Below are 14,232 nucleotides of genomic sequence, written 5' to 3' on the forward strand. Positions count from 1 at the left end.
CGTTCAGCGAACCACTTGCCACAGAGAGGAGTCGTCATGCCGTATGTGATCGCCAGCCCGTGCGTCGACGTGATGGACAAGTCGTGCACTGAGGAGTGTCCGGTCGACTGCATCTACGAGGGTGGCCGCAAGCTCTACATCAACCCCAAGGAATGCATCGACTGCGGTGCCTGCGAGCCGGTCTGCCCCGTGGAGGCCATCAGCCAGGATCGCCGTGTGCCTGACGAGGAGTCTGCGTTCATCGCCGACAACCGCGCCTTCTTCGAAACCGTTCTGACCGGCCGCGACGAGCCTCTCGGTGCTCCCGGCGGTTCCCACAAGGTCGGCCCCCTGGGCGTCGACACACCCATGGTGGAGGGATTGTGACTACTCCGATCGGGCGTCCGGCCCGCGAACTCAGCGACGAAGAGCTCGAGCATCAGGGCAAGCAGGCCCACGAGACCCGCAACTGGGTGTTCCTGCACGGCACGGCCGCGCAGTTCGCCACCCACACCGCGCGCATGCTGGAGCTGGAGCAGGAATACGTCCGCCGCTACCCCAAGCGGACGTGGCAGGGCTCCGGCGGCGCCCCCACTGCCCCGGGCGACGAGGTGGAGCAGATCAAGGCCGCGATCGCCGGCATCGTCGCGCAGCTGCAGTCCCTGCTGCAGATGACGCCGGTGACGGCCGACGAGCACTCCGGCGCCGCGCCCGACGACCCGATCAAGGCGCTGCTGCAGGCGATCGCTGACAAGCCCGACGGCCGTATGAACAAGCTGGCGGTCCACCAGTTGGCCCGCGAGCTCGGCATCCCCCGCGAGAACCTGGCGAAGCTCTACAAGGAGGTCCCCCACCTCCTGGAGACGGAGAAGTCCGACCGCGTGATCACGGACGCCGGCAGGGCTGCCATTTCCGCTGGTTGAGCGAGCGAAGCGAGTCGAAACCCCCACGCTCCTCGAGTACGCCCGCGAACGTAGTGAGCGAGCACATCGAGAGAGCCGCAGCTTCCCAAACAACCGAAGATCACGAGCGTTCCCAGTGACCAACCCGCAGTCACTGGGAACACTGCTGCCGCCGCTCCGTCGCCCCCAGGTCTGCCGAGTGCCGCCTGCGAGCTTGCGAGCACGCGGTGTATCGAGGCGACCGCGACGAACAGTGGTTCCCTCCGCCATCCGCTGGTTGAGCCTGCCGAAGCGAAGCGGAGGCAGTGTCGAAACCCGCAACGCGCGATCTGATCCAACAACTGAATGTCAACATCATTCTCAGCGACCAGCTGGCCATCCGTAAGTCACGCTGGCGGACGGAAGTGTCTGGTTGATCCTAATCTTGTCGGTACGTTGTGGTATTTAATCCTCGTGACGAGAGGACGTACCAGGCGATGAGCGAGAAGAAGCCGTCGACGGCGGTTGCAACCGATTTCGGGGTTCTTGATACCGCGATACGACAGGCCTCGAAGGTAGCGGAGTCGGCCGTCGGCAAACTTCGGAAGCAGTACCCGGACGCATCGGACGAGGTGCTGATCCGAAGGCTGGAAACGCTCTTCATCACGACTGTGACAAGCACCGGGACCGCTACCGGAGCAGCGGCAGCGGTGCCGGGGGTGGGCACCGTTGCGGCTCTTGCGGCAGCTGCAGGCGACGGCAGCTACTTCCTCGTCGCCGCCACATCCCATGTCTTGGCAGTTGCCAACGTCAACGGAATCCACATCGAGAACTACGAACGCCAGCGGGCCCTAGTACTGATGGTTCTTGCAGGAGGGAGTGTCGCGGGCGGCGTCGGCAAGGCCGCCGGTCGGACCGGGGCGCATCTCGGTAGCAAGGCAGCAAAGGCCGTTCCGATTGAGACGATCCGACAGATCAACCGAGTACTGGGCCCCCAATTCGTGACTCGCTACGGCACGCAGCGAGGCATCATCGTCCTCGGCCGAGCTGCACCGTTCGGGATCGGTGCAGCGATAGGTGGCGGAGGGAACTTCCTGCTCGCCAAGGGGATCGTCAAGGCTACGCGGCGAGTGTTCAAAGAGTCGGAGGACGAGTGAGTTCGCTCCACATCGGTGCCGCCGGCGAGCTACTCGTCCAATATCGACTCCTGCGGCTCGGCATTGACAGCGCCCGGCTCACCACTGACTCGGGCGTCGACCTGGTCGCATACTCATCGGAAGACAACACGGCTCGGACGATTCAGGTCAAGTCCACGGACAAGCCTGTGCGGGCTGGCGGCAAGGGCGCACTCGCCCTCGGCTGGTCCCTCCCAGTCGACTTGCACGCTGAACTGCTCGCCACAGTTCTGCTCAGCACTGACACAGTGTGGCTGTTCACACGCGACGAAGCGCGTGAACTCGCTAGCCCACGGGCGAGGGACACCATGCTGCTGAACTGGTATGTCGATCCGACAGTCCGCGGCAACCTCGCGCAACACCAAGTCGAGGCGCACAGAATCGAGCACAAAGCGTCCGTTCTGATCGGCTGAGGGCGACAGCAACCACCACATAATAGGTTCGGGCGTCGCGCGAGAGCACGAATTGCTACCGTCGCCCCATGGACGGGGAAGAAGCGTTCACCACTGCGATCGAGTTGCTTCGCGAGCACGGGCCGCTGAGCGAGGACGAGTGGATCGATCTCCTGGTGAAGCACGAGGTCGACGAGGACACTGCGACCGAGATCGTCGTCGACGGCGACCATCCCGCCGTGCTGCTTCTGGACAGCCGGCTGGCCGTCGTCGACGACCTCGTCGACCGGCTGCATTTCACTCACCGACTCACCGCCGACGAGATCGCGTCTGACATCCTGCTCGACACGATCGACCTGTACCCGATGACCGGCCGGGTCGCAGGGCTGACCGTAAGCATGCATACCGACCCCGACCTGTTCGCCGAACGCGGCCTCGACCCGGCACCCGATCAGTCCGGCATCGTCACCGAACGCGGAACCCTCAGCGAGTACCAGCCGGGCGACCTCGTCGAAGTCACCATCCGCTTCAACGCCGATCCCAACAAGGCGCAATCGCACGCCCACCTGATCGCACTCGAAGCGCGCCGCGAAATGCTCGGCCTGCCGGTCGCCGACATCGAGGTGACACCCGCCGACAACCCTGCCGAGGTCGACGTGACCGACGCCGTCGAGGAAGCACTCGCCGCCGGCCGCGGCGGGATCGTCTACTTCGACACCGTCGTCTGGCACCTGGTCGTGACGAAGGGCTTCTTCACCGAACCCACGCTGCCGCTGTCCGAACTGCTCGACACCGCGGGGTACATCGTCGCCCACGACTTCGTCGCCCGCGCCGGGACCGACGTCGACGACATCCTGGATCAGCAGCGCACCGCTCACATCCGCGAGGAGTACCAGCTGCCGTCCGCGCACGCCGCCGACGTCGCCCTCACCATTGGACGCCTGGTCGTCCGCACCGAGACCGAGCAGGATGAGCTGATCGAGAAGCGCATGCAGGCGGACCCGCACTACTTCGACGTCCTCGGCGACGACCGCGCTCACATGCCGGTGGTCGAGGTCGTCGTCAGTCGGATCAACCAGGCGCGGGACCGCTCCGATGATGACGGCAAGAGGGCGGTTACCGGCTTCCGTCGGGTCTCAACGACGCTCCTCCGGCACGTGTCCACCACCAAAGCGAAGGCGGGTGCCCTGTACCTCGCGGCCCGAGGCGCCGCGATCGACGGCGATCTCGAAAACGCCGAGAGACTTCTTCATGACGCCGCACGTATCGATCGCGACGCCTTCGCGCCGCGTTTGATGCTCTCGTCGCTCACCATCCTCAGGGATGACTTCACGCGGGCGCAGACGCTCCTCATCGAGATCGGAGCCTACGAGGGCGACCCGGTGCTCGACACTGTGAACGAGATCCTGGCGAACACCGGACCGGAACCCGGACGAAACGAACCTTGCTGGTGCGGGTCGGGTCGCAAGTACAAGTCCTGCCATCGGGGCAAGCCCCCGGTCAACGAGGAGCAACGCGCTTTCCTGGTGAGTCTGAAAGCCGCGGAGTTCCTCGGCTGGTCGGGCGGCCTCGATGCGGTCGAGTCCCTGCACGACCTCCGCGTCAGTTTCATCTCCGATCCCGACGTCTTCGACGTGCTCTCCGAAGACCGCGAACTCGCCATCGACATCATGCTGATCGAGGGCGGCGCTTACGCCCGACTGCTCGACGTGGCCCGCGACTACCTGACCGAAGACGACGTCACCTACATCGAGGGAATCCTCGAACGCGGACGGTCGGTCTTCGAGATCGAGGACGTCGAACCCGGTATCGGGATGACGCTGCGCGACCTCCGCGACGACCAGCGCTACCAGATCAGCGAGGAACGCGGGAGCAGCGCCGTCCAGCGCGGGACGTTCATCTGTACCCGCCTCGCACCGAAGGGCGACACGTTCACCGCTGTCGTGACGCCCGATCCGGTTGCTGCACACGATGCGCCGATTCTGACCCAGATGCTCGTCGACGGCATCCCGCCGGTCGAGCTCATCACCATGCTGAGCAGCCGATTCATCCAACAGTCCGCGCTCATCGACGACCTCGCCGAGAACGGCGCGCACCTCGCCTCACTACGCCTCACGCAGCCCGAGGCGGTGAAGGCATGGCTCGACGACAACCTCGAATGGTCCGTCGACTGCTGGATCATCGAGGACGACATGAATCTCCGGGGCCAGGTGCGTCTCGAAGTGATCGACAACGCGACCACAGCGAAGATCATCGCCTTCGCCGAAGACGGCCTCGAGTCGATCATCGACTCGATCGTCGAGGTCGATGCGGACGCGACCGTCGTCGACGAGCGTCACCTCACCGCCGACGAACTCGCGGACGAATTGGAGGCGGCGGCCGAGCCGAAGGGACCGCACTTGAGGTCGGTCGACTAGAACAGAGCGAATCGAGGGTCGCACGGAGCACCATGCGACCGACCTCCATGCCACACTCGTCTTCATGTCGACTCCACCCCGGATCAGTCTGGCGCGCCACCTGAACGACCAGCGACCCGAAGGCTCGTTCAGCACGCAATTGACGGCATCACCGGACGCCCTGGACATCCGTGTCGAGGGCGTCGGCGCTCTCCCCGCTCGCATGTACGCCGCTGACGCGAAGAAGCTGAAAGCCGTCGCCGGTCCCGCACATTTCGGCCGGGGCACGGAGACCCTGCACGACACCGACGTCCGTGACACCTGGGAGATCACCGCAGACAAGGTGACGCTCGGCGGCGTGGAGTGGGACGCCACTCTCGGACAGATCCTCACCGAGGTCCGCGACGACCTCGGACTCCCGTACGGTTCCACCCTCACCGCGGAACTGCACGGACTCCTCGTCTACGGCACCGGCCAGTTCTTCGCGCCGCATCAGGACACGGAGAAGGCCGACGCGATGGTGGCGACGCTCGTCGTCGTCTTGCCATCGGCACACAGCGGTGGCGAGCTCGTCGTCGCGCACGCCGGGCAGACCCGACTGCATCGTCCCGTCGACAGCCGACTCACGTTCATCGCGTTCTATGCCGACTGTCGGCACGAGATCCGACGCGTCCGTTCCGGTCACCGGATCACTCTCGTGTTCAACCTGCTGATCTCGGACGCCCAGGTCGGAGAGTCAGCGCCCGACGACGTCCTCGCAAGCCTGATCGCCGATCACTTCGCCACCCCCGCCCAGCCCCGGTGGCCGCAAGAACAGACGACGACGCCGTCGCGGCTCGTCGTTCTCCTCGATCACGAGTACAGCAAACACGGCCTCTCGCGCGGCCAGTTCAAGGGGCACGACGCCGAGCGGGTCTCAGCGATCCGGGCGGCCGCCGAGCGCACCGACTGCCGCACCGCGGTCGCGCTGACAAAGATTCACGAGACGTGGAATGAGGGATACGACGGCTATGCGGGCGACCTCGCCGACACGGAAACCGTTCTGAGCTGGTGGCAGCCCGTCGACGAGGACTGCGAGGAGATCGCCCTGCGCGTCGCCGAGTCCGAGATCTGCGCCCCAACGCCGACAGTGTCGCTGAACCCGTACGAGTCCGAGTACACGGGCAACATGGGGAACTACGGCAACACTGAGGAGTACTGGTACCGCCGCGCCGCGGTCGTAGTGTGGCCGCAGGCGCGCGACTTCGCAGTCCGCGCCGAAACCGATCCCGTCCGCGCGCTCGAGGACATCGCCGAACGGCTCCACGATGCGGATCTTGCGATGCGGACACAGTCCGCGATCGACGCGCGGGCGGTGCCGCTCTTCGTCAGACTGGCTCCAGCCGGAGCATTCTCGCCGTGCCTGAAGGTCGCCTCCAGCGTCGACGACACCGACCTCGCAACCCGCTTGCTCGAGCCGTTCAGCATCGCAAGTCTCCGGACCGACGACGCCCCGCACCTCGCCCGCGCCGCGCAGCGTCACGGTATGTCCTGGGTGTCCGAGATCGTCGCATCGTGGCTGTCGAGGCACTCCTTCGCCAGCGAACTCCACGACGACTGGACGCAGGCGACTCTGCCCGCCCTGTGTGACCGTCTGCGCGCGGAGGGAGCAGCCGACGTCGCCGACCTCGTCGCGACTCGCTTGCACGCGATGTTGCTCGCGTTCGTTCGCCGTTCGAGCAGCGCCGGCAATCCGCCGAGCAGGCGTCAGGACGGCTACCGGCACTCGGCTCCGACTGCCGCGGTGATCCTCGCCGAATGCGACGACGAAGCGCTGGCCGAGTTCCGTTCCGCAGTGGCCGAGAACCCGCGAGACGTGACTACCCTCCTCCTCGGCATCCTCGCAGCACTCCCCCAGGACGACCCGATCGCGATTGCCCTCGCCGAAGACACGACAGTCCTCCTGGAACGCCGAATCACCGAACTCACTCGACGGCACGCCGACTGGTCCATCGCGTTCGACGGGTGCGGATGCGACCTCTGCGGTCGCCTGGAACGGTTCGCGCGCTCGTCCGAATCGACGCGCACGGAGTGGCCGTTGAAGAAGGACTTCCGGCTGCACCTTCACCGCGAGATCGACAATGCAGAACTCCCAGTCGACCACACGACCATCCGCACCGGGCGCCCCTTCACTCTGGTCCTGACGAAGAAGAAGGCACTGTTCACCCGAGACGCCGCCGCGCGACGGCAGGCGACGAAGGATCTCGCGTGGGTAGCCGCCCGCCGATGACCTGACGCGACGGTGATTGTCCGACCCTTCTGCTTTCCTGTGCTGTTACCGCGAATGCGGGACGTACCGCGCCAGCGGTGCAGGCACCACAGGTAAGGCCCGACATGATCACGCGCGCAACGATTCTCACCGGCGACGCCGACTCCCCGGTCGTTCTGCACGTCCCGCAGTGCCCACCCGCGCCGGCTGCGGAGTTCACCCCCCGGATGCTCCTCGACGGGTCGCTCGACACTGTCGCCGACCGGATCGTCCACCATGCGCGGAAGCAGTCACGACGACGGCCTCACGCTGTGCTGAACCGGCTCCCGCGGTATCTGGACGATGCCGTGCCGGAGGCCGAGGAGAATGCACGTCGCGGCTGCCGCACCCAACTATGCAGTCACCACCACGTGGCCGTCGCGACCGCATCCGACCCCTACGTCGCCCTGCTACGCGGCATCATCGACGAGCGGATCGCGGCGGTCGGCCACGCCACCGTCATCGAGATCCGCACGATGTCCGTTGCGGCGGCAGATCCGATGCGGATCGTTCTCGGCGTCGACACCGGCATCACCCCGTCGTCACTGATCGACGCCGCCGCGACGGCATTCACGGGCTACGCGATCGACACCTGCCCGACGTCAGCGATCACCCGACGCGACGAATCCACGCCCGCCGGTGACAGCGCACAGGTCCAGACGCTCACCGTCACCATCGACTCGGGCGCCGTCTCCCCGTCCGAGATACACGGACTCGGCGATGCCCTCGCGACACTCGCGGACGGCGTCGGCTCCGCACTACCTGCGCCGACCAAACTCGCCCCACACCCGCACGATCGTCCTCCGATCAGACGAACGTCGGATCCGCGCGTATCGTACCTATTCACGAGTGACCCGTCCCACTTAGATTTACAGGTGGACATCACCCCGGACTCGATCGCGCGGTTCACCCAAACGGACGCATCCCGTCGAGCCCGATCCCGTCCGGGCCGTACCCTGCCGACCGTCTACCGAGGAGCTCCCCGTGGTTGCTGAACCCGTTCTCGGACACGAAGCGTCCACCGAATCCCTCCGGCTCGAGGTCATCGCGAACCCCGTCGCGAACCTCGCGCTTCTGCACAACCACGTGCCGATCGTGCAGCGGATCCAGGTCACCAACGTCTCCGACAGTGACCTCACCGAGCTTCGAGTCACCGCAGAGCTCACCGGCCTCGCCGACGGGTCCGCGCCCGAGTGGTCCGCGGAACTGCCCCGACTCGCCGCGGGGACGTCGCACTCGTGGGAGTTCCTCCACGACCTCGCGCCGTCGCGCCAGCACCTCGAGAGCCTGAACGAGGCGTACGACGCCCAGATCTCGTACGCCGTCACCGCCGACGAACAGAAGCTCTCACTCGATGTGCCCGTCCGCCTCCTCGCGCACAACGAGTGGTTCGCCGCCGCCTTCTGCTACGAGTCACTGGCCTCGTTCGTCCAGCCCAACACCGCAGGCGTGCACGCCGTTCTCAGCGAGGCATCGGACATCCTCGGCGCCTCCACCGGCGACAACTCGCTGCAGGGCTACCAGGCCGGCACACAGCGCGCAGGCACCATCGCAGCGGCGATCTACGCGGCACTGTGCGTGCGGAACATCCGCTACATCAACCCGCCCGCATCGTTCGAGAACACCGGCCAGAAGATCCGCAGCCCGCAGGACGTTCTCGATCAACGGTTCGGCACCTGCATCGACCTGACCGTCCTCTACGCCGCCTGCCTGGAGCAGGCCGGTCTGAATCCGCTGATCTGGATCGTCGACGGCCACGCCTTCGTCGGCTTCATGCGCGAGGAGTCGACACTCCCTCGCCCGGTCCTCGACGAACGCAACAGCATGCTGAACCTCGCCGAGTCCGGTCGCGCGGTGATCCTTGAAGCGTCCTTCTACGGCGGCGACAACGCCCCGACCTTCCGCGAAGCCGTCGACGCCGCAAAGGCGCACCTGCAGCAGCCGTTGGACCTGATGTTCATCGTCGACGTCCGCGCCGCGGGCAACGCAGGCGTCACCCCGTTCGTCGCCGGCGTGCAGACCGAGCAGCAGATCGCCGCCGCCGAAGCGTCCAAGGCCGCCGCCACCCGCGACCTCTCCCTCCCGGACGCGCTGATCGTCGAACGGGACGACGACCAGGTCCTCGACCTCGCCGACACCGCGCCCCTGCGCGTCAAGAAGTGGAAGCGCGCACTCCTGGACCTCAGCACGCGCAACCGGCTCCTCAACATGCGGCCGTCGCGCGAGGTGATCCCGCTCGCCCTTCCCGGGCAGGCGCTCGCCCTGGCCGACGACCTCGTCCACGCGGGCAAGAAGCTCACCATCCGGCCGAGCGACGACTTCAGCGGCGTCCAAGTCCTCAGCGGCATCCGCTCCCCGTTCGAGCTCGGCGAGCAGGTCCTGGTCGACGTCCTCGCCGACCGCCGCGAGGTGTTCGCCATCGTCACCGAGGCGAAGTACCTCTCCACCATGAAGCACCTGCAACGCACCGCGCGCACGCTGTACGAGGAGACCGGAAGCACCAATCTGTACATGGCGTTCGGTTCGCTGGTGCACACCACCACGACCGGCCGGGAGGCCAACGCGCCGCTGTTCCTGCTGCCGGTGAAGGTGGTCGGCGGCACCGGGAAGAGCCGGTACGAGATCATCGTCGACACCACCGGCATCGCCCTCCCCAACCACTGCCTCATCGAGTGGCTGCGGGTGAAGCACAACGTCGTCATCGACGCCCTCAACACCCCGCCGACCGACGACTCCGGCATCGACATCCCCGCAGCCCTGAAAGCCGTGCGCGCCGCCCTGCTGAAGAACCGTCTCGACTTCCGAATCGACGAGACGGCCGCCGTCGCCATCTTCAAGTTCGGCACTCTCGGCCTCTGGCAAGACCTCCAGCGCTCGTGGGACGTCCTCGAGAAGAGCCCGCTGGTCCACCACCTCACGCACACCGCCGGCGAGACCTTCGTCGACCCGGAGGCCACGTCCGACGACCCGCTCACCGCGATCCCCGTCCACGAGACCACCCACCCGCTGCCCGTCCACTACGACGCGTCGCAGCTCAAGGCCGTCGAGCTGTCGGCGATGGGCCGCACCTTCGTCCTTGAAGGCCCGCCCGGAACCGGTAAGTCGCAGACCATCACCAACCTGATCGCCCGCAACCTCGCGGCCGGTCGGACCGTTCTGTTCGTCGCCGAGAAGCAGGCCGCCCTGCAGGTGGTGAAGCGACGCCTGGAGGCTGTCGGCCTGGCGCCCTTCACGCTGGACCTGCACGGTTCAGCGCAGAAGAGCGACAACATCCGCAAGCAGTTGAAGGACGCACTGGAGTTCAAGCACGGCTACAACCAGCGCACCTGGGACACCGAGGTCGCCACCTGGCGCACCTACCACCAGAAACTCGACACCTACCCGTCGCTGATCCACGACCGCAACGCCGCGGGCGACTCCCTGTGGAGCGCCGCACAATCGGTCGCCGACAGCGCGAACACCCCCTACGTCGAGCTGCCGACCGTCTTCGTCGCTACCGTCACCGCCGCGCAGCTCCAACGCATCCGCGACGCGCTCCGCTCCTTCGGCCGTACCGCTCACCCGTCCGACACCGTCCCCGACAGCCCGTGGGTCATCGGCGCCGAGGTGGCCGACGACGCCGCTCTCAACGCCGCTGCCGATCGTGCGGCCGCCGCGCTCGCCCGCCTCACCGCCGACCCGACGGCCGACCGCATCGCCCGCGCGCTCGGTGATCCGGCTGCGATCGACGTCCTGGTCGCGCACGCCCGCACCGAGTTCGGTGCGCCCGTCGTGACCGTCGCCGAGCTCGCCCGTTTCAACAGCCCCGCGTGGCAGGCGCAGTACCAGCACGCCAGCCGGCAGTTCGCGACTTTCGTCGACCGCACCCGCCAATTCACGGAGCGGTTCATCCCGACCTTCCTCACCTCCGGAGACGCCGCGGGCATCGCCGCCCTCATCCGCGAATCCCAGCGCGGGCTGTTCAAGCGCAAGAAGATCGAGGAGGCGACCATCGCCCTCCGCGGTGTGCTGCACCCCGGCGTCGACCTTCCGCTCGACGACGCGCTCCCGCTCCTCGACTCCGTTCCCGGCCTCCGCGCCGAACACGAGAGCCTCCGCCAGACCGTCGCCGACGTCTTCGGTCCACACCTCCCGTACCTGTGGGATCCGCTCAGCCTCGACGCCCAGGGATCGCTCGCCGCGACAGTCGAACGCCTCCGCGCCGTGTTCCAGTTCGCCGAGCAGCATTCACGCGAGTGGGAAGTCCTCCGCGCCGAGCCGTCGCTCTCCCCTTCGTCGCTCGACGCTCTCATCGAGGCCACCACCGGCTGGCGCCAGTGGGCCGGTGCGCTCGGCGCCACCCCGGCGACCCTGCAGCGTTGGCAGCGCGGGCGCCCGTGGGTCGACGCGTGGGAGCAGACCCAGCAAGCGTGGTCGTCGGACATCAGCAGCCGCGGCATCGACGTCGTCCGCCGGTACGTCACCCTGCAGAATCAGCTCGAACCGCTCCGGCAGTCCGGGCTCGACGCCATCGCCGACGATCTGCTCGCCGGACGGATCCCGTCGGCGGAGGGCGAGACCCGGTTCCTCGCCGGCCTCGCACATGCGTCCCTCGCCGAGCGCACCCAGCACGGCGGCCTCACCCAGTTCCTGCACACGCAGCAGGACGGAAAGGTCACCGACTTCGCGGCCTCGTCGAATCGGATCCGCGAACTCCAGCAGGATGCACTGCCCGCCCAACTCGCCGCGCAGCGCCCCTTCGACCCCGACCGCCTCAAGGACAACTACGGCGAACTGCAGCGCGCGCTCGCCGGGAAACGCAACGCGGCGTCAGTCCGATCGCTGGTCCACAAGTACGGGCCCGAGATCCAGGCGGCGACGCCATGCTTCCTGGTGAGCCCCACCTCGCTCGCGCAGTATGTGCCGCCGGGCTCGATCATGTTCGATGTCGTCGTGTTCGACGAGGCGTCGCAGGTGACGGTCGCGCAGTCGGTCGGTGCGCTCGGTCGTGCCAAGTCCGCGGTCATCGTCGGAGACTCGAAGCAGATGCCGCCCACCATGATCGGCGTCGCGTCCGGCGGTGACGCTGACGACGAGGATGAGGAGGAGACCGTCCCCGAGGACCTCGAGAGCATCCTCACCGAGTGTGTCGAATCCGGTGTGCCGCGGCTTCCGCTGACCTGGCACTACCGGAGCCAGGACGAGTCGCTGATCGCGTTCTCCAACGAGATGTACTACGAGTCCAAGCTCGCCAGCCTCCCGAGTCCCGGCCACAGCGACGACGCGGGCATCCAGTGGCGCCGCGTCGACGGTCACTTCAACCGCGAGGACAAAAAGAACGACTACCGCACCAACCGCGTCGAAGCCGACGCGATCGTCCACGAGGTCACCCGCCTCGTGCACGCGACGCCGCCCGAGCGCAGCATCGGCATCGTCACCTTCAACCGCCAGCAGCAGGATCTGATCCTCAACCTCCTGGAGGAGACCGGAGACGAGACGATCCTCGAGCTGCTCGGCGACGACGTGGTCGACGGCCTCTTCGTGAAGAACCTGGAGAACGTGCAGGGCGACGAGCGTGACGTGATCCTGTTCTCCACAGCCTTCTCCAAGCGACCCGGCGAGAAGCAGATGCCGCTGAACTTCGGTCCCCTCACCCGGGTCGGCGGCGAGAAGCGCCTCAACGTCGCCGTCACCCGCGCCAAGCGGAAGGTCGTGGTCTTCAGTTCGTTCGACCCCACCGACATCGACCTCACCCGCACCCGCTCGGTCGGCATGGCGCATCTGCGCGGCTACCTCGAAGCTGCCGCTGCGCACACCAGCGGCGCCGACACCTTCGACCCGCGGACCGCAGACTCGCTGCAGACGCAGATCGCGGACGTGTTGCGCGACAGCCGTTTCGAGGTGCAGCAGAACTACGGGATGTCGGACTTCGTCGTCGACATCGCCGTCCGCTCTCCCCTGTCCGAGCGCTGGCAGGTGGCTGTGATGCTCGACGGCCCCAACTGGAATCGTCGCGAGACCGTCACCGACCGAGACGTGATGCCAGACCTGCTGCACGACCGCATGGGCTGGAGCAGCGTCCTGCGGATCTGGCTCCCCGAGTGGCTGAGCGACCGCGACGCCGCCGTCGAACAGGTGCGCGCCGCGATCGAGACGGCCGAGGAGGAACGGCTCGAAGAAGAGGCGGCCGACGCTGCCGACTCGGCCGCACCACAGCAGGACGGTGCGCAGCTTGAGCAGCCGTCCGGCGCCGCGGATGTTCCGCCGGAGGTGCCCACGTCGCCTGTCGCCGAGGAGTCTCAGGCCCCGACGGCGACCACGCCGTCCGCGAAGCCGACTCCGGTGCCGCCGGAGTTCGCTACTTCATCCGACGTCACGCCGCTGCCTCCGCAACCGGCCCCGGGCACGCCCGCTCCCGAGCACCGCCTCGTCGCCCGAGTCGCAGAACCTCCTGCGCCGCCTGCACCCGCCGACGCCATGATCGTCACACCGTCGTCGGCCGGTCTGCCGCCGATGGTGATCGCGTCAGCTCCGGCGTCCGATGCCGTGGCCGCGCCCGCACCGATTGGCCCGCCGGTCAAGGAGAAGTACCGTACCGCGCCGACCATGCCGCTCGGCACGCGCGATCAGCTCGACGGCACTCCCGACGCCGCGCTGCGCGAGACGATCCTCACCGCATTGCTGGAGACCGTCGACATCTGCGGCCCGATCGAGTTGGGGTCGCTGTGCGGAAGCATCGTGCGGCGGTTCGGATTCGAACGCGCCAGTTCGTCGCGCCGGCAGATCGTCGAGGCGATCCTGCCTGCCGAGCTCGTCCGCGACGGCGAGTTCGGAGCCTTCGTCTGGCCCGCGTCCCTCGATCCGGCGTCGTGGAGCACGTTCCGTGTGCCGACCGGTAGCAGTGGAAAACGGTCGCTCGACGAGATCGCGCCCGAGGAGCTCGTGAACGCGCTCGTCGCTGCCGCGAAACGCAGTCCGGGCGACGCGGAGAGCGTGATCCGCGCTGCCCTCACTGCGTTCGGTCAGAAGAAGCTCACGCAGGGCGCGAGAGATCGGGCATCGAGATGCCTAAGTCTTGCGGTAGCCAGCGGACGCGTTGCGTTCAAGGACGGAATCTTCCAAAAGCCGACTCCGGTTTAATGA

The 14,232-nt window shown here is 67.1% G+C and carries 8 protein-coding genes; all 8 read left to right on the forward strand.

The genetic code is table 11. The features are described from left to right. The first annotated feature begins 36 nt into the window (after positions 1 to 36). The 8 genes from fdxA to ACH46_RS13425 all read left to right on the forward strand — a co-directional run bounded on the left by fdxA (position 37) and on the right by ACH46_RS13425 (position 14,229). Positions 37 to 366: a ferredoxin gene (gene fdxA, locus ACH46_RS13390; RefSeq protein ID WP_062393366.1), complete on the forward strand. Its 330-nt coding sequence runs from the start codon at positions 37 to 39 to the stop codon at positions 364 to 366. Continuing rightward, positions 363 to 902, forward strand: a complete 540-nt coding sequence (locus tag ACH46_RS21480; RefSeq protein WP_062393367.1) for a DUF6158 family protein — start codon at positions 363 to 365, stop codon at positions 900 to 902. The genes fdxA and ACH46_RS21480 overlap by 4 nt, the downstream gene beginning before the upstream one ends. A gap of 455 nt (positions 903 to 1,357) precedes the next feature. Then, positions 1,358 to 2,017 (forward strand): hypothetical protein, encoded by a 660-nt coding sequence (locus ACH46_RS13400; RefSeq protein WP_062395405.1) that lies wholly within the window; start codon positions 1,358 to 1,360, stop codon positions 2,015 to 2,017. After that, the gene (locus tag ACH46_RS13405; RefSeq protein ID WP_062393368.1) at positions 2,014 to 2,448 is read left to right on the forward strand and encodes a hypothetical protein; all 435 of its coding nucleotides are present in this window, start codon (positions 2,014 to 2,016) and stop codon (positions 2,446 to 2,448) included. Before ACH46_RS13400 ends, ACH46_RS13405 begins: the two co-directional genes overlap by 4 nt. Before the next feature lie 68 nt (positions 2,449 to 2,516). Further along, the gene (locus ACH46_RS13410) at positions 2,517 to 4,844 is read left to right on the forward strand and encodes a YecA family protein (protein WP_062393369.1); all 2,328 of its coding nucleotides are present in this window, start codon (positions 2,517 to 2,519) and stop codon (positions 4,842 to 4,844) included. Positions 4,845 to 4,908: 64 nt separating this feature from the next. Beyond that, entirely contained in the window at positions 4,909 to 7,092 is a 2,184-nt protein-coding gene (locus tag ACH46_RS13415; RefSeq protein WP_062393370.1) for a 2OG-Fe(II) oxygenase, read from the forward strand. Between the two features lie 104 nt (positions 7,093 to 7,196). Next, positions 7,197 to 8,105, forward strand: coding sequence for a hypothetical protein (locus ACH46_RS13420; protein ID WP_062393371.1), 909 nt, complete (start codon positions 7,197 to 7,199; stop codon positions 8,103 to 8,105). Then, complete coding sequence (locus ACH46_RS13425) at positions 8,095 to 14,229, forward strand: DUF4011 domain-containing protein (RefSeq protein WP_062393372.1); 6,135 nt, start codon at positions 8,095 to 8,097, stop codon at positions 14,227 to 14,229. The genes ACH46_RS13420 and ACH46_RS13425 overlap by 11 nt, the downstream gene beginning before the upstream one ends. The last annotated feature ends 3 nt before the right edge of the window (positions 14,230 to 14,232 follow it).

It is taken from the genome of Gordonia phthalatica, assembly GCF_001305675.1.
In the GTDB taxonomy this organism is placed as follows: Bacteria; Actinomycetota; Actinomycetes; order Mycobacteriales; family Mycobacteriaceae; genus Gordonia; species Gordonia phthalatica.